Genomic DNA, 24161 nt, shown 5'->3' on the forward strand with positions numbered 1-24161 from the left:
GATGGAGCGATCGCCGCGAAATCACGATGCAACGCGACGACGGAGCAAGAAGCCGATGAGGAAGGCGACCGCCAGGGTCAGGCCTCCGCCGACTATCCCGGATACCGACGTGCCAAGCCTCCCCTCACCCTCTGCCGGGGCGTCTCTCAGGGCCGCCGCCTCCTTGGCCCCCTGTCCGGCCGGCTTGGGAAAAGAGTACTCGGGGAAAAACGCAATCTTGTTCTGGAGAGTTGCAAGACCTCCATGGACCCCATCAGTCGGTGACTTCAGCTCTCCCTTGCCGGCGACACTCGCAATAGCCCACTCCAGGCCGTCAGGTTTCCCGGACGCGCACCAGGAGACTACGCCAGCGATAATCGTTGCCACAGCGAGAAGTGAAACCACCACCTGCCTGAATCCCACGTCGCCTCTCACGGACCGGGGCGCGGCCCCGATGATTTCCGGATGGGCTTTGGCCATGAAACCGACCACGGCTGCGGTGACGAGCCCTTCCACAATGCCGATGGCCAGATGTATCGGCTGCATCAGGAGCACGAAGGAGGAAAAGGGGAGAGCCGAGATTCCCGACACTACCGTCTCCAGCACCACCGAAAAAGCGCCGAGCTGAAGCCCTGCAACCGCAGCCGCAAGCGATGCGGCGGTTCTTCGTCCCTGGCTGGAACCGGCAGGGGCGATGGCGCGGTAAACGAGGGGATAGGCGATGAAGGCGGGGAAAAACCCCAGGTTGAAGATGTTGCACCCGAGGGCCAGGAGTCCCCCGTCGGCAAAGAACAGGGCCTGAACCACGAGGACCGATGCGATGGTAAGAAACGCCGCATGGGGACCGAGGAGAACCGCCAGCAGGAGCCCTCCCCCCAGGTGGCCGCTGGAACCGGTTCCCGGAATGGTGAAGTTGATCATCTGGGCGGCAAAGACAAAGGCCCCCAGAACCCCCATGAGCGGTACTTTCCGCTCGTCGAGGTTCTGGCGCACCTTCCGTGCGCAGCAGGCGATGGTCCCGGCCGTTGCTGTCCAGAGCACGGCGCCTACCGCCGGTGAAATGAGTGCATCCGCCATATGCATGACGAACCTCCATCATGAGTCGTTCGTGTTACGATTCTTATCATCAGTAACACTGCCGGACAACAAAAAAGATCCTAACGTGTCAATTGCCCCGAAAACGACAGTTGCAGTAAACACCGTGACGGAGCGATTGATAAATCCAGAAGGTGCTATTACTCCCTGGATTTCAAGGCGTTCAACCTTCAGACTACTCTTCGCTACTCCGCCGCTCTGCGTTTCAGATGCTTATTCCAAACGTGATCCAGCAAGAACCGAGCCCAAACAGGGATTCGCCAGCATCACAAAAAAGGCCGGGTCACACATCAGCCCGGCCTCTCCAGGGTCATGTGTCGCCCCTCCGACTACTTCCGCACATGGATCTCCCGGGCAAGAGCGGTGTCGATGGCAAATTCGGAGTAGCCGATCCGGAAGATGTATGACGGGAAGGTCTGCATGAGGTTGATCCGGTTCCCCGGCAGGACCCCCATGGCCATGAGCTTGCGCATCTTGGTGTCGTCCTCGGTGAGGATGTAGGCGATGTCCCCCTCCTCCCCCGCCTTGAGCTCGGTCAGGGGAACGACGCCGAGATCGCCGCTTTTTTTGGCAGTATCGCAGCAGTCGCCAGGGGGGATGGGCTTGCCGTGGGGGCAGGTGGTCGGATGGTTGAGCATGGTGCAGACCTTGGCGTCCACCTCCTCGTGGAGCAGGTGCTCGAACTCGCACGCCTTGGCCTCGGCGCTGTCACCGCGGATGTTGAGCACATCCATCATGAGGCGCTCGGCGAGCCGGTGGCGCCGCACTGTCCGCATTCCCTCGTCTTTCCCCTCGGGCCGCAGGTAGACGCGGCCATCCCGCACCTCGATAAAGGCCAGGGAAGCCAGTTCTTTGTAAGCGGGGTCGTCAGGCGCAACCGTAATTGTCTCCGTGTCGAGGTGGGGCTTCCCCTCCTCCTCGCAGGCTATCCAGAGGGCTTCGAGGATCTCTTCCGCTTTTTCGGACAGTTTCATGGTTTCTCCTTTATCGATTCACACATGGTGACAGTTTGATTTTATCGCGTTTTCCCGTCTTTTTTCAGAATCCCCTTCAACGCCTTTATCACTTTCGGCTCGGGAGGGTTCTCGTAGAAACACTTCGGGCAGCGCACGGACCGGCATGGCTTCCCGCACCGGCCGCACCCCCTGATCCCCTCGTCCTCGGGGAACTCATGACCGCAGAAGCCGCAGCGGATCATACAATCCCCGTCACAAGGAGGAGTTGGTTCAGCAGGTAGCCGCTCCCGAAGGCTACAAAGGAGACGAACACCGCAATAATGGTAGCGTTTGCAAGGCCCCTCTCCTTTTTCATCATGAGGAACTGGGCCACGCAGGGGACGAAAAGGGTGAGGGTAACCGCCGCCACCACCAGCTGCCGCGGCGCCATGAGCCCCTTATCCTGGAGGTCGTAGAGGCCGGCTGCCCCGTAGTCGCGGCGGAAGAACCCGAAGATGAAGGCCACCGCCGCCTCTTTCGGAAGCCCGAGGGACGCCATGACCGGCTCCATCCACGCCACGAGCTTCTCGAAGAAATGGGTGATCTTGCCGAGCCACAAAAGCACCGAGGCCAGGATGAAGAGGGGGAGTATCTCCATGAAGTACCACTGCATCCGGGTGTAGGTCTTGGTCATGACGTTGGAGAACTGGGGGAGCCGCATGGGGGGGAGCTCCATGTAGAACATGGGGGTCTCGCCCGGCATGATCCGGGCCGCCAGGAGCCCGATCACCAGGAAGATAACGAGCAGGCAGACGCTCCACACCGCCAGGGCACCCGGCGTCTTGGAGAGGAGCGCCATGATGACCCCCAGCTGGGCAGAACAGGGGATTGCCAGGGCCAGGAGCACCGTGGCGATGATCCGCTCCCGCACCGTTTCCAGGGTCCGGGTAACCATGGTGGCCATGGTGTCGCAGCCGAAGCCGAGGACCATGGGAATCACCGCCCGCCCCGTGAGGCCGATCTTCTTGAAGAGCCGGTCCACGAGCAGGGCGAGCCGCGGAAAGTAGCCGCTGTCCTCAAGGAGCGAGAAGAAGAGGAAGAAGGTGGCGACGATGGGAAGGATGATCCCCACGGCGTACCGCAGCCCTAGGGTGATGACGCCGTACTCTCCCACGAACAGCTCCTGAATAACCTCCCACGGCACGATCCCCTTGACTACCCCTGTGATCCACGGGTTGAAATATTTCTCGAAGAGGGTTCCCTCCAGGAAATCCACCAGGGTGCCGGCCCCGAAAACGCCGACGAACTGGTAGAGCCCGTAATAGAGAGCGACGAACAGGAGCGGAACGCCGGTAATCGGGTGAACCGCCCAGGAGGAGAGCCGCTCGCCAAAGGTGATCCTCCGCTTGTCGGGAAACGCGATGACCCCCTCCAGAAGCCCCTTCACGATCCCCTTGCGCTCCATTGAAAGATCCAGGTGGAACGACTCACGCCGCTCGAAGGTCTTCTCCTTCACCCGTTCGGCAATGAATGATGCACGTTCCCCTTCCTTCTCTGCCACGAGCCGTGCGATCTCCTCGTCCCGCTGGAGCAGCAGGAGCGCCAGGGACTTCTTCGACAGGGTGTAGTCGCCGTGCAAAAGCTCGGCAAGGGCGGTGATATCCCCCTCCATGCGACGGCTGTAACCAAACGTCGCGTGGCGGCTCGCGTCGTAGGAGGCAATGGCCTGCCGGATCTCGAGGAGCCCCCGCTTTTTGGCCGTGGCGGCGCCGATGACCGGAATCCCCAGTTTCTCATGAAGGAGCGGTATGTCGATGGCAAGCCCCATCCGCTCGGCTTCGTCCATGATGTTCACCACCAGGATCACCGGGAGCCCCGCCTCCACGAGCTGTATGGTCATGGCCAGCATCCGCTCCAGGTTCCGGGCATCGAGGACATGGAGGACCACGTCGGGCCGCTCGTTCAGGAGGATCTCCCGCGCAACCCGCTCTTCCTCGGTTATGGGGAGGATGGAGTACATGCCGGGGGTATCGATAATCTCGTACGGCTCCCCCTCAATGGTGGTGGAGCCGCGGGACACCTCGACCGACGTGCCGGGATAGTTGGAAACCGCCACGTAGGCGCCGGTAAGGGCATTGAAGAGGACACTTTTCCCCACGTTGGGGTTCCCCACCAAGGCCACCCTCTTCCCTCCCGCAGCCGGTGCGGCAGCGCTGTCGTGGCCGGAGCGTTTGCGCTTGAATATTCCCATCTATGGTTACTCCTTCATGAAATATTGTTATTGATATTCACTTTCATCACAGCCAACAAAAAAAAACACGACAAAGAATATCGTCGCGCACGAGCATACTACGGGCGACATTTCGCGCAGAGACCGTAGAGTTCCAACTTGTGATGCTTTATGAGGAAACCGTGGGCCACCGCAACCTCATCCTGGAGCTTTTCGATGCTCTCGTTTTCAAACTCGATGATGGTGCCGCATCCGGTGCATACCAGGTGGTCGTGGTGCTCCCCCTCCGATACGTGCTCGTAGCGGGTCTGGCCGTCGCCGAAATGGATCTCCCGGGCAATTCCCGACTCGGCGAAGAGCTTCAGGGTGCGATAGACCGTGGCGTAGCCGATGTTGGGATGCTTGGCCCTGAGCTTCAGGTACAGCTCCTCGATGCTCAGGTGCCGGTCGGAGGAAAGAAAGGCGTCGAGGATGATGTCGCGCTGGCGGGTCGACTTGAGACCCTGCCTGGCAATGTAGTCCTGGAATATTTTCTGCTTCGCCCGTTTCATTTCCGCTCCAAGCTGAAAGTGATTTTCAATATAGGATACAGCCACGCATTCTGTCAATCCCTTTTTGCCAGTAAATTCCAGAACCGCTGCGAACGCCTTAAATATCCCCTGATGAAGCGCGTGAAGGGTGCCACCAACCATGGTAACTGAACGGAACATGATGGGTAAGATGGGCAATGGCGAGCGGGCCTTCGGCAACCCTTCCCGCGTCCAAAATGGCAAGGAAGTTTTTTCGGGTGTGGCTGTCGTAGACCTCCGTCAGGAGCCACCCATCTCCGGCTGCATCCCCGGAGTTTCCCGGTTTAGGAACGAAGACCGCTTCGGTGCAGTATTTCCCGCGTCCGAAGGAATATTCGTCGGTGGTGCCGCTCAGAAAATCGACGCGCACGACAATGGACCAGAAGAACTCGCCGGGAAGACACTTCACCGCGTAGCCGAAGCGATGGCGACGGAAACGGAGGCGTTCGTCGATGCGCGGCCACTCGCAGCTCCCCGGATTCAGGGTCTCCCGACGAACCGTGCAACGGACGGGATCTATCCGGTACCGCATGATCTCTCCGGGAAATTCGTAGTGTCCCCGGCGCCCTTCCATGACGGCGGAGATGACCGGATCGTCCCCCACGAAGTGGTCCGGGTTGCGGTAACCGATGAAGTCGGCGACGGTCTCGCCTCCCTCCTCATAGGCGTTGAAGGAATGCCACATGTAACATGCCTCGGTCTCCACCAGGCGCGGTTTCCCCTCCCCTTCCCGTTCAACGATCATCAGAAGGTTACCCCGTTCCGGCCGCCAGCGAAGCGAGGCAAAAAGGCTCCGAAATCCCAGGAGAAATCCCCAGAACTCGATTTCGACTGGGTGAAGGGAGAGGATAAGGTACCGGCCGGAGACGATCCAGTCATGCATGTACACAAAGCGGGGGAGCGGAAACGTCCGATGTCGCCTCAGACTTCCATCGGCTCCGAACGTAGTGAGATGGAGGAGCGGCCTTGGACCGTACTTCACGCCGAAGTGGAGCCATTCCCCGGTGTGGGGATCAAGCTTAGGATGAGCCGAATAGTAGGCCGTGCCGGGTATCAGCCCCAGATTCGAAGGACCTGCGGTAGCCAGGGACTCCGGATCGAGTTTGTACGGAATGTTTCCCTCGTCAAAGGCGTAGAGCTTTCCGCGCCACCAGTAGACCGTTACGCCCGCCTGGTTCGGAACCGAGCCCGCCTGCCAGAAATTGCCCCAGAAACCTCCCGGCTTCTGGGTGCTCCACGTGGGGTACAGGAAACGGCCGGCGGCCTCCTCGGCCACGAATTTCTCCGTCCGGACATAGCGGTTGCGGTAGAGGACCCCGCCGTCGTGAATTGAGAAGGACTGCACCATTCCATCTCCGTCCAGCAAAGTCCGCTTGCGCAGCCCACCTCGGTCGAAAAGCGCCGGGCCATTGCGGTAGAGAGTCCCCCTGAGAGAGGAGGGAATCGTCCCCTCGATGCGCGCCTCGTAGTCGTGCTCCTCACGGAGCGACGTGGCAAGGCCGAGCCAGGGACGCCCAGAGTCGCCGAAGTCGGGAAAGACCTCCTTTGGTAGAGGCAGATTCCCCGCGCAGCCGGGCATGGCGAGGGCAAGCCCCCCGGCACCAGCTAGTTTCAGAAAATCGCGACGGTTAATGGTCATGGCAGGATCGTGGAATAAACGAGATCTATTCCAATCCGTATCAATGGAACGATGGTTCGTTTATTGCTACTATTACCTCATATGGAACATCTTGCCCCATCTCGACTCTACCCCATAGTATTCTCCTGGCTTGAAGCGCGATCGAGGACGTTTCACCTTGCGTTCAGCACCATCATATTGGCCGGCCTTGGCTATCTCGACTATCTGACGGGCGATTTCAATTTCACCCTCTTCTATGTGATTCCCATCTTTCTCTTTACGTGGTTTGTTGGCAGGAACGCCGGAATTATCGCCAGCATTCTCACTTGCGCCTTAGTTTTCTCTATAAACTTCGAAAACGTTCGCGATAGAGCCGCATCGTCCCACCTCGCATGGGATTTTTCCATGAATCTCTTTTTTTATTTCCTGCTAGGTTTCATGTTTCAGATGTTACGTCACAATTTTGACAGAATCAACGAGTTGGCCATGCGCGATCCCCTGACCCAGGCCCTCAACCGGCGTAGTCTTGATGAATTGGCCGAATACGAACTGCGCATCTCCAAACGCAACCGACGCCCCTTTAGTGTTGCCTTTTTCGATCTGGACAACTTCAAGACCGTTAACGACCGGTTCGGCCACGGGGAAGGGGACCGCCTTCTGCGGAAAGTCGTGGAGATTATGGAGAGCAACGTCAGGAGTACCGACATGGTGGCACGGATAGGGGGCGACGAGTTTGTCGTTGCGTTGCCTGAGACCGGCGCTGACGAAGCTCCGATAGTGGTAGCCAAACTGCGGGAGTCCCTTAACGCAGCCATGACTGCAGCGGGATGGCCCGTGACCTTCAGTATCGGAGTGGTGACCTGTGTTTGGCCGAATTGTTCGTGGAGCGAAATACTCGGAATGGCCGACGCCCTCATGTACAATGTCAAGTCCCAGACGAAAGACAGTTTCCTGCACGAGATAGTTGGCTGAACTCAACTATGTAAATAGACTGCCCCTTTAGATGATCGTCCCCTCAAATCAGTTCATACACTATGAAAACGCAAATTATAACCATCAAGGCAAGGGCAACGAAGAACACTTCTTCACTGGTCCTTTCAAGTGTATGCCGACGTCCCTTCTTCCGCACCCGCAATGCGGAGTAAGATAGAATGCACGAGGAAAGAAACAGCAGAGCATCGAAGGCCAGCAGGTCCTCTCCGAGACTTTTCACATGGGAAAGCCTTCTGCTTATGATGAGCAGGCTGATGACCGTCAGGCACACCCCAACGAGTGTTGCCGAAACGGTGAAGATGTGAACGGTGATATCGATTTCGACGGTTTCCTTTGAGGGCTCTAGAAGAGACATCAATCAACCCCATTCAGACATAGTGATTTTCCTCGGCACAAATGTACTTCTGCACCTCCCGAATCACGGGGGAAGCAACCCATCATGTGAAAACGGCATGAGCCACGCCTTGTAAAACTTGTAGGGAAGGATCCGCAGATCCTTTCCGTGATTGAAGCGGGGTGCCAGGTTTATCTCCGAATCGGTGACATAGAGGTAGTTGTCAGGGGAGATGGCCAGGGAATCCGGCCAGTGCAAGCCACCCTGGATAATCGTCGTCAGGGTCGGTTCCGAAGGCCGGTACCGCTTGACGGCATTCTCCTCCAGGATGGTCAGGTAGAGGTTGCCCTGGGCATCCATGAGCATCCCGTCCGCAGCACCCGTGTCCGCTACCCGCTCCACGTGGCTCCCCAACTCCTTCTCAGGCAGCGACGGGTCTTTCAGGAAGGACGTCTTGATGCGATAGAGGGTGCGGCCGACCAATGCATGGTAGTAGAGGTACTCTCTCCGGCTGTCGAGGGCGATTCCGTCGGCGTGGACCTTGGGCACCGTGCCATCTTCGTTCCGCAATTCCTTGCCTTCGATCACGGGAACATACCCCGGCTCCGCCCTGGTGGAAGGGTGGCTGGAGAGGAGCCTGCGGGCCTTGCCGCTCTCCAGGTCGACCACGACGATGGCGCCTGACCCCGAATCGGTGATAAAGGCGAAGTTGCCCTCAGGGTCGATCCGCACGTCGTTCAGGTAGCTTTCATGGGGTGCCGCCGAAGGGGCGAAGGGAATTACGCGCTCGACCTGGTCGGTCTTCAGATTGACCTTCACGAGCTTTGCCCCGCCCTGAACCACCCCCTTGAAGCCGGGGGATGCGGGGTCGAGTATCCAGAGAAAGTCGCTGTGATCAACAAAGACGCTCTGCACGCAGATGAAGTGCGCCTCCGGATGGGCTGCTTCATCACCCCCCCACCGGTTCCAGCCATGATCGGGATAGGGACGGAGCGACCCGTCGGGGAGCACCTCGGCCACGGAATAGAGAGGATCCTTGTCCCAGCGGGGGAAGTTCACGAAGATCCTCCCTTGGCCGGAAACTGCAATCCCCGTTAGCTGATCGTGAAAATACGGGTACTCGAACAGCGCCCCTCGCGCCACCGGTACGGCCTTATCGTGACTGATCGGGTATGTCGCGCAGCCGCCGCTGCACACCAGGACGAAGAGAGCGAGAAGGACAAAGGAATTCCTTGCGTTTACGGTCTGTTTTGGCATGGTTTCTTCCTCTTTACCGCTCAGAGGTGCTGGAGCAGCATGAACACCGCAATTCAATGTATAGCCCTGATTTCAGGCAAGTCAAATGATCCCCTCGTCAACGGACGGTGTCCCGGGAATACAAAAAATCCTCCACGACAACATATATATTTTTTCGAATATTTGATAGTATCCGTACGGGAGGAAAAAACAATGGACGAGTTGTTGATAGCGGGAGGTTTTCTGGCTTTCTGGATTGTCCTCAACAAGATTATCCTGCCAAGACTTGGGGTTCCCACCTGAATGGCGGACACCTGTTCTTCCGGGAAGAAGAACGAGAAGAGGGATGACGGAAAAGGGGCGTGAGATTCACGCCCCTTTCTTCATCTGTATCGTGTTCAGGTGCTACTTCCCGCGGCGAGCCTCCTCCACAGCCACCAGATATCCATCGGGGTCGAAGCACCAGAACTCCTTGATGCCGTAAGGTTTTGTCTCCAGCGGGTAGAAGATCTCCATATCCTCCTCCGCAACGGCCTCATAGGTTTCGACAATGTCATCCACCGTCACGTGAATGGTCATGCCGACCCCCTTGGGAAACTCGTCGAAACGCTCCCCCAGGGCGGGATGCTCCCGCACCACCGCATCCTCCTCCACAAAAATGATCTCCCCGCCGCCATGCTTCAAAATCAGGTGCTCGGGGGCGCCGCGAGCGGTCAGCGCCCGCATCACATCAAGCTCCAGGATGCCCACATAAAACGCCTCGGTGGCGTCCAGGTCCACGACGGTCAACTGGATTGAGACGCCTGACCCCGCCATGATGTCACTCCCCGCCGAACCACTTCATGCTGAACCGCGACAGGATGCTCAGGTAGTTGGTAAAGATCATGACCCCGACGATGATCAGGAAGACACCGGTAATGATCTCGAAGATCCGGATATGTTTCTTGAACCGGTTGAAGACGACGAGGAACTGGTGCATGGCAAGGGACGAGAGGAAAAAGGGAATGGCCAGTCCCATGGAATAGATTAAGAGGAGAAAAACGCCGCGGGAAACCGTCTCCTCCGTGGCGGCCACCATGAGGATGGAGGCGAGGATGGGACCGATACAGGGAGTCCACCCGGCGGCAAAGGCAAGGCCGACCACGAAGCTCCCCAGATAGCCGGCCGGTTTGCGATGGACGGTGACCCGCTTTTCTCCCAGCAGCAGATGAATGGGGACCAACCCGGTGACATGGATGCCGAAGATGATGATCAGTATTCCCCCAACCTTCCGAATAACGTCCATGTGCTCGTGGAGGAACCCGCCGATGTAGGTTGCCGAGGCTCCCAGCAGGACGAAGACGGTGGTGAACCCGGCTATAAAGAGGAGCGTATGGACGATGGTCTGCTGCCGGACCGTGTGGCTCGGGTGTTCAGTCTGCAAATCGGCGAAGGATAGGCCCGTGATGTAGGTGATGAACGAGGGTATGAGCGGCAGCACGCACGGGGAGAGGAACGAGAGGAACCCCGCAATGAACGCGCCTAAGAAAGTAACGTGGGATGAATCCATGAAGACCTCTGCCGAAATTGAGTCTATTTCGCTTGTGCGATCGCGTTGTTCAGGAAGGCGATCACTTCGGGGTGGTCCCACTCCATGGCGCCGACGACCTTTTTGAGTATAACACCGTGGCGGTCGATGACAAAAGTTTCGGGGACACCCGTTATGCCGTAGAGTTTGCCGGCCCGCTTGTCGGTATCCATAAGCGCAGGGAGGCTGAAACCGGTTTTGCGGAAGAACTCTTCCACCGCCACCTTCCCTCCGTCATCGATGGAGACACAGAGCATCCGGAACGGCTTTCCGGCCATGGCGGCATTGAGCCGCATCATGGAGGGAATCTCCTCGCGGCAGGGAGGGCACCAGGTGGCCCAGAAGTTCACGATCACCACCTGGCCTTTCAGGTCAGAGAGCTTCACCACCTCCCCGTTCAAAGTGTTCAGGGTGAAATCGGGGGCAGGGTTCCCCTCGACGGGAGGCTTTGCCTCTTTTGAGCATCCCATAAGGGTCAACAGGAAAAGAATCGGGAGAATCAGAAAAATCTTTCTCATTTTTTTCTCTCCGGCGTTGTGATGGCGTATTTCTCCATGCGGTAGATGAGGGTATGGCGCGGTATGCGTAAAAAGCGCGCCGCCGAGCTCTGGTTCCAGTTGTTGCGCTCCAAGGCCTCGACGACGATCTCCCGTTCGAGCTGCTCCAGCGAATACCCCTCGTCGGGGAGGTTGATGACCCGGCATTCCCTCTGGGGTTGGCGTCCGCGCCGCACCTTATCGGGAAGATCGTCGGGAGGAATCGTGTCGGCGTTGCGCATGATGAGCATCCGCTCCACGGTGTTCTCCAATTCCCGCACGTTGCCGGGCCAGCCGTAGGCGGCCATGACCGCCAGGGTTCCGGGAGAAAAAGTGACCGAGGCCCCGCCGTGTTTGGCGGCAAAATGGCGCACGAGCAACGGGATATCTTCCTTCCGTTCCCTCAGGGGGGGGAGATGGAGAGGGATGACCGAAAGGCGGTAGAAGAGATCCTCCCGGAAACGCCCTTCCGCGATGGCTTCCTCCAGGTCGGCATTGGTGGCTGCCACCACCCGCACGTCGAGCTTGATGGTGTGAGTCCCCCCGACCGGCTGCACTTCCTTTTCCTGGAGCGCGCGGAGAAGTTTCGACTGGAGCTCCACCGGCAACTCCCCCACCTCGTCGAGGAAAAGGGTCCCCGCCTCGGCCTGCTGGAATTTTCCGGCCTTGTCCCGCACTGCCCCGGTGAAGGCCCCCTTCACGTGGCCGAAAAGCTCACTCTCCAGGAGATCGCGGGGGATGGCGGCGCAGTTGATGGCGACAAAGGGGGCGGCGCGCCGCGAGCTCCGGTTGTGGATGGCCCGGGCCACCAGTTCCTTGCCGGTGCCCGACTCGCCGGTGATGAGCACGGTTGCGTCGGTGTCGGCCACCCGGTCGATGACGCGGAAGACCTCCTCCATGGGAGGGGAAATGCCGATGATGCTGCGGAACTCCTCCCGTTCGGAAAGTTCCTCCCTGAGACGCCGGTTTTCCCGGGATAGCCCCTGCATGTCCAGGGCCTTGCGGACCGTCAGCTTCAATGCCTCCCGGTTGAAAGGCTTGGTGATGAAGTCGTAGGCCCCGGCCTTCATGGCCTCCACCGCCGCTTCCACCGCGCCGAAGGCGGTGATGACGATGACGACCGTGTCGGGGAAGCGTTCCTTCACCTCCCGGAGGAGTTGAAATCCACCCATGCCGGGCATCTTCAGGTCGGTCACCACGAGGGCCGGCACGCCATCCTCGAAGAGGCGAAGCCCCTCCTCGCCGCTGCCGGCGGTGAGCACTTCGTACCCCTCCTCCTGGAGATTGTACTCGAGCACCCGGCGCAACGACACATCATCGTCAACGATCAGCACCCGCACGGTTTTCTTCTCGCCATTTGCCACCCATCACTCCTTACAGGGGAAGCCGAACCCGGAACGTTGTCCCCTGCCCCGGCTCGCTCTCCACCGTCACGGTCCCGCCATGTCCCTCCACGATCCGTTGGGTGATGGCGAGACCAAGTCCCGTCCCCCCCTCCTTTGTGGTAAAAAACGGCGTGAATATCCTTTCGAGGCTCTCCCGCGGGATTCCCGCACCGGTATCGGCAAACGCCAGTTCCACAAGGGGGCGGTCGTCGCCGCTACGCGGGAACATCTTCACCCGCACCGTAACAGCCCCCCCCGCACCGGTGGCCTGGATGCCATTCAGCATCAAATTGAGAAAAGCCTGCCGCAGTTTCTCCGGGTCGCCGGTGACCGGCGGCACCTCATCAGCCTCAAGGCCAATCCGCACCCCCCGGGCCGCGGCGTCGCCGCCGAGAAGAGTCACCAACTCCCGCAGCTCGGCAGCCAGGTCGCAGGTCTTTCTCTCCCCGTCAACAGGGCGTGACAGCCGGAGGAAATCCTCGACCACCCGGTTCAGCCGATCGGTCTCCTTGAGGAGAATCTCCAGAAACTCATGCTTCGGATGCCCCGGCTGGAAATCGTCCCGAAGGATTTCCGCCGTCCCCCGGATGGAGCCGAGGGGGTTGCGGATCTCATGGGCCAGCATGGCCGAAAGCTCTCCGAGGGCCGACAGTCGCTCGGCCCGGCGCAGTTGTTCCTCGATGCCGATGATGAGGTCTGCCTGGCTCCGGAGCGCGCGATACGATTCTTCGAGGCGCCGGGCCGCGCGTTCCAGTTCCTCGCGACGCTCACCCTCCTTCTGGCAGAGGAATCCGGTAACTCCCCCCACCACGTTGTAGAGGAGAATCTCCAGGAATTTCTCCAGCTCCAGCGACGGATGCACTCCCCATTGAAAGAGGACATGGGGGGCATAAAGGATGCTGACGATGATGGAAGCGGCGAGCCCCCCCCTCAGGCCGAACCACAGGGCGGCCAGGATGATCGGCAGGTAGTAGAGCCGCTGGAATATGTCGTGGAGCGCAGGGAGATGGAGAGGAGTCAGGTAGTGAAAGAGGCTGATCCCGATGATTGCTGCGGCAAGAAACAGGATGCGGAGGGGACCTGTCAGCGTCATGGTGTGATTATGTAGAGGATGGCCGGCGAGAATGCAAGGGAGAAATCGGCCGGGCCCGGCTGGCGCCGGACCGTCCCGGGTGAGAGATACCAGATAGTTTGAGCCGCCGTGTTGCCGGGGCGGAAGGTCCGTTAACGGTTGCGGCTCACCACGTAGTCGGCCAGATCAAGCAGGGCCTGCTTCTCCGTGGAGGGGGAAAACGCCTGGAGGTGCTCCTTGCAGCGGGCAATGTACTCGCCTGCCACCTCGGTGGTGTACTGGATGCCGCCATATCTGTGGACGAGGGTGAATACCGCCTCGAAGTCGCCCGGCTCCATGACTTCCTTCTCCACGACGGCGGCGATGGTGTCGCGCTCCTCGTCGGTGCACTTGCGGAGGGTGTGGATGAGCGGGAGGGTGATCTTCCCCTCTTCCAGGTCATGGCCGATCTCCTTGCCGAACTGCTCCTCGCTGGCCGTGTAGTCGAGGGTGTCGTCCATGAGCTGGAAGGCGATCCCCAGATCCATGCCGTAGTCCCGCAGGGCCAGTTCCTGCTCCGGCGTGGCCTTCCCGAGGATGGCTCCCGCCTCGCAGGCGGCGGAGAGGAGGACGGCGGTCTTGCTCTTCACCACTTCAATGTACCGCTCCAGAGTCATATCCAGATCGCTCGTACAGAGGAGCTGGAGGACCTCACCTTCGGCAATGATGGTGGTGGCATCGGATATGACCTTGAGAACCCGCAGGTCACCGGCCTGAACCATGAGAGAGAACGACTTGGAGAAGAGGAAATCGCCAACGAGGACCGATGCCTCATTGCCCCACACCTCATTGGCCGAGGCGCTTCCGCGGCGCAGGGTGGCGCTGTCCACCACGTCGTCGTGGAGAAGCGTTGCGGTATGAATGAATTCTATGACACTTGCCAGAGGAACATGCCGGTCGCCGGTGTAGCCGCACAGCTTGGCGGAAAGGAGCAGGAGAGCCGGCCGGATCCGCTTTCCCCCACTGGCGAGAACGTATTCCCCCACCTTGCGGATCAGGTAGACATCCGATTCGAGGTCCTTTTTGAACTGTGCTTCGACGTTTTTCAGGTCATCACCGACCAGGGCAAGAGCAGAATGCATTAACACGACCTCAGGCTAAGATTCGGCAATACTACGGGAATTACGCCAGTTTTGTCAAAGCTTTTCTGTCCGCGCAAACCGCCATCCACGGCGGATTGACCGGATTTTAAACGCCCGCTTGATTTACCCGCGTGCCGGCCTCGGCTATACTGAGGTGCTAGGAAACAGATCCGGAAGGGGTTCCCCATGGCACTTTCAGACCTTGTCGCAGACTCCCGTGAGCGGCGCGGCTCACCCTGTCTGCCGAGAAAGTGCTCGACACCCGCATCAGGTGGCAGTTATAAACTTTCCATGACCAGACCGAAGCTTGTCGCAATCGCCGTCATCGTGCTCGTCGTGGCGCTGTTCTTCGCCACGGGGCTCGACAGGCACCTGACCCTGCAAGCCCTCAAGACAAACAAGGAACTTTTCATATCGTTTGCCGAGAAGCACCGCCTCGCCGCCGTCTCGCTGTTTATCGCCATTTACGTGGCACAGACCGCTCTCTCCCTCCCCGGCGCCGCAATCCTTTCCCTTGCGGCCGGCGCCATCTTCGGTGTCGTTCCGGGGACGGTCTACGCGGTCATCGGCGCTACCCTCGGAGCCACCCTGGCTTTTCTCGTGACCCGCTACCTTTTCCACGATGCGGTCCAGGATACATTCGGCCATCGGCTCACCGCCCTCAATCGGGAACTGGAAACGGCCGGGCTCAACTACCTCCTCTTCCTGCGGCTCGTTCCCCTTTTTCCCTTTTTCCTCATCAACCTTGCCGCCGGACTCACCAGATTGCCGTTGCGCACCTTCTTCATCGGCACCCTGATCGGCATCATCCCCGGCGGCTTCGTCTACGTGAACGCCGGGGCGAGCCTCGCCACCATCGCGAGCCCGTCCGACGCCGCCTCTCCGCGGGTCCTCGGTTCCTTCGCCCTGCTGGGGCTCTTTTCCCTGATTCCGGTCATCTACAGGAAATTCGTACGGAGAGCATGAATGGTTGCTGCATTCAAGGAACGGTTGCGTGAAATCGACCCCATGTACATCACCTTCGAGGGGCTCCAGACCCTCCAGGTGAACCTGGGAAACCTCTGCAACCTGAGCTGCGCCCACTGCCACGTGAGCGCATCCCCCGCCGGGGACCGGATCATGGGACCGGAGGTGATGGAGAAAATCGTGGGGCTTTTGACCCGCCGCGCCGGCATCACCCTGGACATCACCGGCGGCTGCCCGGAGATGACCCCCCACTTCCGCGCCCTCGTGGAGGGAACCCGGGGTTGCTCCCCCCGCCGGATGGTGCGGAGCAACCTGACCATCATGACCGAGCCGGGCATGGAGTGGCTGCCGGAGTTCTACCGGGAAGAGGAACTGGTGGTCATCGCCTCCCTCCCCTGCTACCAGGAGGAGAACGTGGAGCGGCAACGGGGCACAGGGGTCTTTGCCCGGAGCATCGAGGCCCTGCGAATTCTGAACGGAATGGGCTATGGGGACACGCTGGAGCTCAACCTGGTCTACAACCCAGGCGGCCCCTTCATTCCCGGCTCCCAACGGGAACTGGAAGAGGCCTACAAGGCCGAACTCCTGACACGCTACGGCATTCGCTTCAACAACCTCTACACCATCGCCAACGCCCCCATCGGTCGCTTCCGCGAGTATCTGGAGGCAAAGGGGGCCTACGAGCGCTACCTCGCCATGCTCGCCACCCGCTTCAACCCCGAGGCGGCCCGCAACATCATGTGCCGGACTCTGGTGAGCGTTGACTGGAAGGGGTTTCTGTACAACTGCGACTTCAACCAGGCCGTCGGCCTTCCCATCACCAGCAGCAACGGCGAGATTCTCAAGATCGACGATCTGGAAGAGGCGGCCGCAACAGGGGCTGAACTCTTCCTGGCTCAGCATTGCTACTGCTGCACCGCCGGCGAAGGATCGAGCTGCACCGGTGCGTTGAGTTAACAAGAAAAGGAGACCACCATGGACAACACCGCCCTCTGGAACCGTTACCAATCCCACCTTTTTCACGACCCGGAGTCAGGGCTCATGCTGGACATCAGCAGGATGAACTTCGCGGACGGATTCCTGGCGTCCATGGAGCCGACCATCCAGAAGGCATTCGCCGAGATGGCGGAACTTGAAGGAGGCGCCATCGCCAACCCCGACGAGGGGCGGATGGTGGGGCACTACTGGCTGCGATCCCCGGACCTCTCTCCCGCCGATGAAATCGCCGCGGAGATTGGCGAGACCGTGCAGCGGATCAGGGAATTCGCCGCCGCCGTCCACGGGGGGAGCATCGCGGCACCGGACGGACGCCCCTTCCGGAAGTTTCTCGTGGTGGGAATCGGCGGATCGGCCCTGGGGCCACAGTTCGTGGCCGACGCCCTGGGGGATGCGGACAATCCGCTCCCCCCTTACTTCTTCGACAACACCGACCCCGACGGCATGGACCGGGTCCTGGCCCAGATCGGTCCGGGCCTTGCCGAGACCCTCACGGTGGTCATCTCCAAGAGCGGCGGCACCAAGGAAACCCGCAACGGCATGCTGGAGGCAGAGGCCGCCTACCGTCGGGCAGGACTCTACTTCCCCCGGTACGCCGTGGCGGTCACCGGCGAGGGAAGCGAGCTGGACCGGGTTGCCACCCAGTCCGGCTGGATCGCCCGCTTCCCCATGTGGGACTGGGTCGGCGGCCGCACCTCCGTGACGTCGGCCGTGGGGCTTCTCCCCGCTGCCCTCCAGGGGCTCGATATTGCCGGCATGATAGAAGGCGCCCGGCTCTGCGACCAGCTCACCCGTCGCACCGAAACGGCCCGCAACCCGGCGGCGCTCCTGGCCCTCATGTGGCACCACGCCACCGGCGGAAAAGGGTCCCGCGACATGGTGGTGCTCCCCTACAAGGACCGTCTCCTTCTCTTCTCCCGCTATCTGCAGCAGCTCATCATGGAATCCATCGGCAAGGAGCTGGACAGGGACGGGAACGTTGTCTGCCAGGGGATTTCGGTCTACGGCAACAAGGGGTCCACTGACCAGCACGCCTATGTGCAGCAACTGCGCGAAGGGGTGAACAACTTCTTCGTCACCTTCATCGAAGTGCTCCGGGACCGGCGCGGCGCGTCCCTGCCGGTGGAACCGGGGGTGACGAGCGGCGATTACCTGGCCGGCTTTCTCCAGGGAACCCGCACGGCCCTCGGCGAAAAGGGGCGGGAATCCCTCACCATCACCATCCCCGAGGTATCGCCCCGCACCGTCGGCATGCTCATCGCCCTCTTCGAGCGGACGGTGGGGCTCTACGCCTTGCTGGTGAACATCAACGCCTACCACCAGCCCGGCGTCGAGGCGGGAAAAAAGGCGGCCGGCACGGTGCTGGCGCTCCAGGCCGACATCATCACCCACCTGCGCGGGACCGGCTCCTCTCTCACGGCCGACGAGATTGCCGCGGCCCTCGGGTGCCCCGACGCGGCGGAGACGGTTTTCAGGACCCTGCTCCACGCCGCGGCCAACCCGGATCACGGCATAGGGATGGAGCAGGCGAAGCCTCTCACCGCAAGCCGCTTCTCCGTTCAGGGATGATCGGGCACTAAAGCAGGCCTGTGAGGAAGGCGGCGCAGCCGTCCCCATGCGTTAACGGGCGTTCGATGGAAAATTTCAGGCAGTTACAGAGAAGGCTACCGGTTAGAATCCTGAGGCCAGGAACGGCTCAAGCATGGACGGATCGAGGGATGTGTCCGGCTTGACCGGAAACCCGGAGACGGGGTCACGGTCGGCCATTCCGATGGAGAGAATGATTGTGTCTGATTGACCGGGGGCCAGGAGACGGGGCCCCCATTGCAGAAACAGGACACGGTTGTTGGGGTGATTGAGGGGAACGCGGCTCCCTGGCAGGGCAAAGGAGCCAATCTTGTTGGAAAAATAGACGAGATCTGGGGTAACGTTCCCCTTCCACTCGATGAAGTTTGCCTTCCCACTGTAGCTATGCCCTTCGCCAGCTGCTTCATTGCCGTAATCGAAATAGCCGGCCCAGTGGTGCTCCCGGGGGTTGATGGTCTCCTCATAGGGGACAAGGCGGTCCCTCACCCATCCCACGTTGCCGATCGACGAACCGTAATTCCCCACCCATGGCTCATCTCCGTAGATATAATAGTAGCCGCCAGGATACTTCCCGACATTCGTAATCCGGATCGCCAGCGTAAAGTAACGGGTTCCCGCCTTGAACCGGGCAGCCCGGTCGATGCGGAACGGCAGCCCGTCCAGTTCCACCTCATGACTGCTCGTGATGACAAGCTCCTCAGGAGTGTTCTTTGCCACATTGCTACCGAGGAATCGCCAGGACGACGGGGCAATGGTCGCAGACGGGTTGCTCCAGGGGGATATCGATTCATTGACGTTACACCAGAGGTGAAACCAGCGGGTTCCGTCATAATATGAAACGCCGGTATCGTTGAGGGATTGGCTATCGGCCTCATGCAGATGATACGGCAGTTCACCGCCGACAAAGACTCCCCTGGCCTCCTTGCCGTCGCTGTCGAGAAAGCGGCTCAGACAGGTGAGGAAAATAGTCCCGTCAGCGAAATACCCCTCAACATGGCCACTGCCATCGAAGCGGAACCATTCATGCTCCAGGCGCGTCGCGTCCGTTGCATAACTGACGCCCCCCTGGAGAAAACTGAGAAGAGGTTGCGCCGGCAGCGCAAGAAGAAGCCGGTGCTCGTCGCCGAGAATCAGGTCATCCTTGATCTCCAGGAGGCCGTCCTCCCCCTTGAGCACGTATATCCCCTCAAAATGCCAGCATGGACGGAACCGCACCGTGCTCACGCAAACCGCAAGGACCACGACTGCCACTGAACAGGCGATTCTCAAGCGGGACGAGAACAGGGAATGCAAAATTCCTTTTACCATAAGGGACACTTTCGAGGTTAGCCGGCAAATAACGAGACAGCGTTGCTTGAAACTTTATGGAAGAAATATTACTTCGACTGGTAACTGTTTGCCATACAAATGATTTTCATGACACAGGGCACATGGAACACCCTAAGACAAGAAATGAGTTGTACGTCAAAAAACGTAATCTCATTATAACATTTTAAACAAACACAATCAGTGCTGCTCCACTTATTTCCATCCATTCACTTGAAGCAACCTCAAGCCAAATCTATACTTGAAAGACAGTCTTGCCTGCCGGCCAACCGGCATAGCCCCTTGTCATCCTGCATCGGATTCACCAACGCCCTTGCCGGACACCTTGAGGGATGAAGTATGGCCGGTTATCACCTGAGGGTTACTCATGGCCCGGAACGAAGATGCGACGAAGTCGCTGAAAAATATGCCAACCCTGCTGAGGCTTGCCCAGTGGCTCCCGTTAGTGGTGCTGGGAGTTGGCCTGTTCCTCACCTTCCAGCTTTGGAAGCACGAGCATCAGATCGTTGCACGGGACCTCCGGGCGAATTTCGATTTCCTCGTGCAGGAGGATCTCACCCTCATCAAACAGCGCATGCTGGCCTATGAGCAGGTGCTGCGCGGGGCACGGGGATTGTTTGCCGCTTCAGAGTCTGTAGAACGCCACGAGTTTCACGACTATGTGTCCGCCCTCGGCCTGGAAGAGTCCTACCGAGGCATCCAGGGGGTGGGCTTCTCGCTGATCGTGCCGGCAGCACGGCTGCAATCGCATATCGAGTCAATCCGTGGGGAAGGATTCCCGGAATACACCGTCTGGCCCGACAGGGAACGGGACACGTATACCTCCATCATCTACCTGGAGCCGTTCACAGGCCGCAACCTGCGCGCCTTCGGTTACGACATGTTTTCCGAACAGGTGAGGCGTGCCGCCATGGAACGGGCGCGCGACACCGGCATGGTGGCCCTGTCCGGCAAGGTGAGGCTTGTACAGGAGACCGGCAAGGGGGAACAGGCGGGCGTTCTGAGTTATCTTCCCGTTTATGCGAACGGCAAGCGCCACGATTCCGTGGAGTCGCGCCGCTCGGCAATCATCGGCTGGGTTTACGCACCGTTTCGCATGGACGACCTGATGGCCGGGCTTTTCGGCCAACGTGCCAACGAGATCGATATCGAGATCTACGACGGGGAGGAGATATCCGAAAAAGCACTGCTGCACGACTCTGACAAAATCAGCTTCGCCGGGGTTATGGAGGCACGACTGCTCGCCATCAGAAAAATGGAGATAGCCGGCCGCACCTGGACCGTGGCGTTCCGCTCCCTCCCCCCCTTTGAAACGCGCCTGAAAAGCGACCAGGCTGGATATGTCGCCGTCACGGGGATCGTGCTGAGCCTGCTCCTGGCGGCGATCACCAGGCTCCTGGCACGGGGACGCTCCCGCGCCATGGAGGCAAAGGAGGCTCTGGCGATCAAGCAGAAGCAGCTTGAAGACCTGAATCTCTCCCTTGAGCAGCGGGTTTCAGAGCGCACCGCTGAACTGGAGCGCCTGAACCGGGAACTGGAGAGTTTCTGCTTCTCCATCTCGCACGAAATACAGGCACCGATTGCCCGGCTGGATGGATTCAGTACTGCCATTGCCGAGTCTGTAAAGGATGCTGGCTCTGACGAGGTTCTCTATCTTGCGGAAAGGCTCGGAGTGGCAAGCCGGAGGCTACGAGACGTCATTGACAGCCTGCTGGTGATCTACCGCCTTGGAAATACCGAGATAGAAATGATGCCCGTGGACCTTTCTCAACTCTGTGCTCAGATACTCGGCGAACTGCGGGAGAATGGAGCAGGACGGGTCTTCTCGGTAACCATCGCCCCGAATGTGGTGGTTCAGGGCGATCACCGGATGCTTGAAACCTGTCTTCGGCATCTTCTGGAGAATGCAGTGAAATACAGCGCCAGGAATCCGGAAGCAGAGGTCGAGTTCGGGGAAATGGCTCAGGCGGGGAAGACCGTCTTTTTTGTAAAGGACAACGGCGTGGGGTTCGACATGGCATTTGCCGGCAAGCTCTTTGAGCCGTTCAGCCGCCTCCATAGCGAGTCCGAATTCGAAGGGAGCGGCGCCGGCCTGCCTACCGTTCAGCGGATTATCGAACGCCATGGAGGAATGATCTGGGCCGAGGCAGCCCCGGGCAACGGGGCGACGTTCTTCTTTACTCTCGGCTGACGCACACAGCGTCCATACAAACAGAGGCCGCCCCCTTCACGGGTGACGGCCCCATCGATTCTGCGGCAGCGGCGATCCGCCGCACGCTCTAGCGGCTTTTCACTTCAGCTTTTTCACCGAAGCTCTCCTTAACCCCTTTGGCCATGCCGAGCATGGTGAGAACTGCCGGTACCATCTGGGCCACGATGATCAGGGCGCAGAATCCGAGGAAAATCCACACGAACACGCCGCTGTTGTCTTCCCGCGCTCCCGATGCCGCCAGGGCCGACGTTACGCTCCCCATTACCAGTGCCAGTGTGCTGGCTGCAGTTCTCGCTCTCATGGCCGTCTCCTTTCTCATCTATCTTCGTATTGTGCCGGTCTCTGACCGGGTTGTTCCCTTTGACTCAGCCTACCGGGCACTCGCCTCTTCCTTGCCCGAGAAGAGCCCCTTCACCATGGAGCCGAGCAGGACGATTGCCGGGATGGTCTGGAAAGCGATGACGGCGGCGCCCAGGGCCAGGAACAGCGGGGCGAGGAATCCCCCTTCGTCGGCGGCTGCGCCGCTGGCGGCAAGGGCAGAAGAGGCGGTGGCTATCGTAACGATCAGTGCGTTGGCTATGGCTTTCATGGCATCCTCCTTGTTTTCCGGTGCTAACTGATTGCTTTTGTCTTTTACATAGCATCGGGCATGCCAGCAGGATGAAAAAACATTATTAATTTGTAACTCGCTGCAATAATTAATGATTTATTGATGGCCCGGAATTGAAACGGTAGTGCGGCCGGGAGTGTTTGTATAGGGGGGACATACAAACGCGGGAGGGTAAAATCCATCCTCCCGCGCAAATCTTACGTAACAGACTGATATTACCGGACATTACCCATCAACACCGGGTGCATGAAAAAAGAATACGCCGCATGGACAAAAACAGCCAGCAACGACGACTCCCCTTCAGAAGTCAGAACGAAACCTTTTCGGGTGTCCCGTTCATCCTCTTCAGAACTTGTCGGACCTTGTTCCAGTCTATTCTCTCCTCGACGTGCTGTTCCTGCGCAATGCTCTTCACCTGCTCGTCGAGATTCTCGTAGCGGTTGTAGATATCCCGGTGCACTTCAAGGAACACCTCTCCTCCCTCGGCAACCGTCATCTTTACCGGCTCGTAAATAATCTCTCCGGTGGTCTCCTCTGTCACGGAATTGAAGAAATCCTCCATGGATTCGGGGAAAACCCTGATGCAGCCATGGCTGCTGAAACTGTAGACCGATTCGGGCGAGTTGGTACTGTGGATAAGAATTCCTGGTATCGACGTTTTCAGGGCGTATTTCCCGAGAGGGTTTTTCTTCCCCGGCGGGACAATGGTTTTCACTTCCTTCCCCTGCTCTTTCATCTCTTTCTGGATGGAGGGGGGGACACGCCAGGTGGGGTCCTTCACCTTTCCGATGATCCGAAAATTACCGGTAGGCGTATGCCAGTCGCGCTTTTCAGGATCGTTCGCCGGTTTCGGTTTCCCCACGGCGACAGAGAGCACCCGGTCAACCTCTCCGTTACGGAAATAGTAGAGAGTGCGATCGGGAATGTTTATGACAATGCCGTCATCGATCTGGCGGGGGACAATCCGGCGGGTGTCGATACGCAGCACCTGTCCGGCCATGAGGGGTTTCTGGGGGTCGATGCGGTTGAGCTGCGCCAGCCGCCGCCAGTTGACCCCGAATTTAGCGCCGATATAGCGAAGACTTTCACCCTTGCCAACAGTGTAGGAAAATCTCTTGCCGATAATCACGGAAGAGCGTGGTCTGGCGGTTTCAGGCGCTTCGGCCGGTTCCACCCTCTCCACGGAGCGCATCTCACCGGGCTGCGGTTCGGCCGGCTCAACAGGCGCAGGCGCCGATTGGGGATGGAGATGCCCGGAGGGAGGGGCCATAGCCGGGCTTTCCGGAGCAGGGGGGGGCCCTGGGGAGACGCTGTCCGTCGCCGGAGGGGGCAGCTGGTCATCCCAATCGGCGCTTTGCTTCGAGACCGCGTCCCGGCTCGACGGCTGTGGTTCGTCCTTTTCTGCCTGTGCCAGCTCCAGGCGCTCAGAAAGGAGCTTTGCCTTGCCGGCGGCCAGATCGAACAGAACCTCTGCCCGCTTGCGTTCCCCCCTGGCCAGGTGGGATTCCGCCCGGGCCACGGTCTCCTCGATGCTCCAGTACTCCTGGCGCGAAATACTGAAGGCAGACCGCTGTCGGAGACCGTAAAGCTCCGCCAATGCGCGTTTTTTAGCGGTAGGAGGTGTCGAACATCCCGCCAAAAGAACTGCCGCCAGAAAGGAAACCGTACCTCCCATCCCGACGCCGACCCGGTACATCAATGAGACTCTCTGTACTGCATTCCCGGACAAGACCTCGCCCTCCTTCATCCGCATACCATACTCAACCATATAGCATGGAACATTGCACGGTAACA

23 protein-coding genes are annotated in these 24161 nt (G+C 59.5%); 5 read left to right on the forward strand and 18 right to left on the reverse strand.

The genetic code is table 11. The features are described from left to right. Positions 1-21 precede the first annotated feature (21 nt). From KI811_RS01000 to KI811_RS01020, 6 genes are all read right to left on the reverse strand, one after another. Positions 22-1062 (reverse strand): energy-coupling factor ABC transporter permease, encoded by a 1041-nt coding sequence (locus tag KI811_RS01000; RefSeq protein ID WP_214184625.1) that lies wholly within the window; start codon positions 1060-1062, stop codon positions 22-24. Positions 1063-1403: 341 nt separating this feature from the next. Continuing rightward, a complete protein-coding gene (locus KI811_RS01005) occupies positions 1404-2048 on the reverse strand; it encodes a metal-dependent transcriptional regulator (protein WP_214184626.1) in 645 nt (214 codons plus the stop codon). Positions 2049-2089: 41 nt separating this feature from the next. Next, a complete protein-coding gene (locus tag KI811_RS18495; protein WP_246551213.1) occupies positions 2090-2272 on the reverse strand; it encodes a hypothetical protein in 183 nt (60 codons plus the stop codon). Continuing rightward, positions 2269-4260: a ferrous iron transport protein B gene (feoB, locus tag KI811_RS01010; RefSeq protein ID WP_214184627.1), complete on the reverse strand. Its 1992-nt coding sequence runs from the start codon at positions 4258-4260 to the stop codon at positions 2269-2271. The genes KI811_RS18495 and feoB overlap by 4 nt, the downstream gene beginning before the upstream one ends. Positions 4261-4358: 98 nt before the next feature. Beyond that, a complete protein-coding gene (locus tag KI811_RS01015; RefSeq protein WP_214184628.1) occupies positions 4359-4790 on the reverse strand; it encodes a Fur family transcriptional regulator in 432 nt (143 codons plus the stop codon). A 97-nt stretch (positions 4791-4887) separates the two neighbouring features. After that, a complete protein-coding gene (locus tag KI811_RS01020; RefSeq protein ID WP_214184629.1) occupies positions 4888-6447 on the reverse strand; it encodes a carotenoid oxygenase family protein in 1560 nt (519 codons plus the stop codon). 465 nt (positions 6448-6912) lie between these two features. Here KI811_RS01020 and KI811_RS01025 point away from each other — a divergent pair, with 465 nt between their 5' ends. Continuing rightward, a complete protein-coding gene (locus KI811_RS01025; RefSeq protein ID WP_214184630.1) occupies positions 6913-7398 on the forward strand; it encodes a GGDEF domain-containing protein in 486 nt (161 codons plus the stop codon). Positions 7399-7441: 43 nt separating this feature from the next. Here KI811_RS01025 and KI811_RS01030 read toward each other — a convergent pair whose 3' ends face one another. The 8 genes from KI811_RS01030 to KI811_RS01065 all read right to left on the reverse strand — a co-directional run bounded on the left by KI811_RS01030 (position 7442) and on the right by KI811_RS01065 (position 14670). After that, the gene (locus tag KI811_RS01030; protein WP_214184631.1) at positions 7442-7774 is read right to left on the reverse strand and encodes a hypothetical protein; all 333 of its coding nucleotides are present in this window, start codon (positions 7772-7774) and stop codon (positions 7442-7444) included. Between the two features lie 63 nt (positions 7775-7837). Further along, positions 7838-9010 carry an L-dopachrome tautomerase-related protein gene (locus tag KI811_RS01035; protein WP_214184632.1) on the reverse strand — a complete coding sequence of 391 codons (1173 nt, stop codon included), beginning with the start codon at positions 9008-9010 and terminating at the stop codon, positions 7838-7840. Between the two features lie 384 nt (positions 9011-9394). Next, on the reverse strand, positions 9395-9805 hold the full coding sequence (locus KI811_RS01040) for a VOC family protein (protein WP_214184633.1): 411 nt from the start codon (positions 9803-9805) through the stop codon (positions 9395-9397). A gap of 4 nt (positions 9806-9809) precedes the next feature. Continuing rightward, positions 9810-10538, reverse strand: coding sequence for a cytochrome c biogenesis CcdA family protein (locus KI811_RS01045; protein ID WP_214184634.1), 729 nt, complete (start codon positions 10536-10538; stop codon positions 9810-9812). Between the two features lie 23 nt (positions 10539-10561). Further along, a complete protein-coding gene (locus tag KI811_RS01050) occupies positions 10562-11074 on the reverse strand; it encodes a TlpA disulfide reductase family protein (RefSeq protein ID WP_214184635.1) in 513 nt (170 codons plus the stop codon). Further along, positions 11071-12456 (reverse strand): sigma-54-dependent transcriptional regulator, encoded by a 1386-nt coding sequence (locus KI811_RS01055; RefSeq protein ID WP_214184636.1) that lies wholly within the window; start codon positions 12454-12456, stop codon positions 11071-11073. Before KI811_RS01055 ends, KI811_RS01050 begins: the two co-directional genes overlap by 4 nt. Before the next feature lie 10 nt (positions 12457-12466). Then, positions 12467-13570, reverse strand: coding sequence for a two-component system sensor histidine kinase NtrB (locus KI811_RS01060; RefSeq protein ID WP_214184637.1), 1104 nt, complete (start codon positions 13568-13570; stop codon positions 12467-12469). A gap of 131 nt (positions 13571-13701) precedes the next feature. After that, positions 13702-14670 (reverse strand): polyprenyl synthetase family protein, encoded by a 969-nt coding sequence (locus KI811_RS01065; protein WP_214184638.1) that lies wholly within the window; start codon positions 14668-14670, stop codon positions 13702-13704. 291 nt (positions 14671-14961) lie between these two features. Between KI811_RS01065 and KI811_RS01070 the strand changes: the two genes are divergently transcribed. The 3 genes from KI811_RS01070 to KI811_RS01080 are packed head-to-tail and all read left to right on the forward strand — an operon-like array spanning position 14962 to position 18201. Then, positions 14962-15636, forward strand: a complete 675-nt coding sequence (locus KI811_RS01070; RefSeq protein ID WP_214185114.1) for a TVP38/TMEM64 family protein — start codon at positions 14962-14964, stop codon at positions 15634-15636. After that, positions 15637-16593, forward strand: a complete 957-nt coding sequence (gene arsS, locus KI811_RS01075) for an arsenosugar biosynthesis radical SAM (seleno)protein ArsS (protein ID WP_214184639.1) — start codon at positions 15637-15639, stop codon at positions 16591-16593. Positions 16594-16611: 18 nt separating this feature from the next. Further along, positions 16612-18201, forward strand: coding sequence for a glucose-6-phosphate isomerase (locus KI811_RS01080; protein WP_214184640.1), 1590 nt, complete (start codon positions 16612-16614; stop codon positions 18199-18201). 102 nt (positions 18202-18303) lie between these two features. Here the strand turns inward: KI811_RS01080 and KI811_RS01085 are convergent, their stop codons facing one another. Further along, positions 18304-19395 (reverse strand): hypothetical protein, encoded by a 1092-nt coding sequence (locus tag KI811_RS01085; RefSeq protein WP_281876073.1) that lies wholly within the window; start codon positions 19393-19395, stop codon positions 18304-18306. Between the two features lie 517 nt (positions 19396-19912). Here KI811_RS01085 and KI811_RS01090 point away from each other — a divergent pair. Further along, a complete protein-coding gene (locus KI811_RS01090) occupies positions 19913-21736 on the forward strand; it encodes a CHASE domain-containing protein (protein ID WP_214184642.1) in 1824 nt (607 codons plus the stop codon). Between the two features lie 88 nt (positions 21737-21824). Here KI811_RS01090 and KI811_RS01095 read toward each other — a convergent pair whose 3' ends face one another. From KI811_RS01095 to KI811_RS01105, 3 genes are all read right to left on the reverse strand, one after another. Continuing rightward, positions 21825-22058, reverse strand: coding sequence for a hypothetical protein (locus KI811_RS01095; protein WP_214184643.1), 234 nt, complete (start codon positions 22056-22058; stop codon positions 21825-21827). Positions 22059-22127: 69 nt separating this feature from the next. Continuing rightward, the gene (locus KI811_RS01100) at positions 22128-22346 is read right to left on the reverse strand and encodes a hypothetical protein (RefSeq protein WP_214184644.1); all 219 of its coding nucleotides are present in this window, start codon (positions 22344-22346) and stop codon (positions 22128-22130) included. A 328-nt stretch (positions 22347-22674) separates the two neighbouring features. Then, positions 22675-24096 (reverse strand): L,D-transpeptidase family protein, encoded by a 1422-nt coding sequence (locus KI811_RS01105; protein ID WP_246551214.1) that lies wholly within the window; start codon positions 24094-24096, stop codon positions 22675-22677. Positions 24097-24161 lie beyond the last annotated feature (65 nt).

Origin of the sequence: Geobacter hydrogenophilus, assembly GCF_018501225.1 — a bacterium.
Taxonomy (GTDB): domain Bacteria; phylum Desulfobacterota; class Desulfuromonadia; order Geobacterales; family Geobacteraceae; genus Geobacter; species Geobacter hydrogenophilus.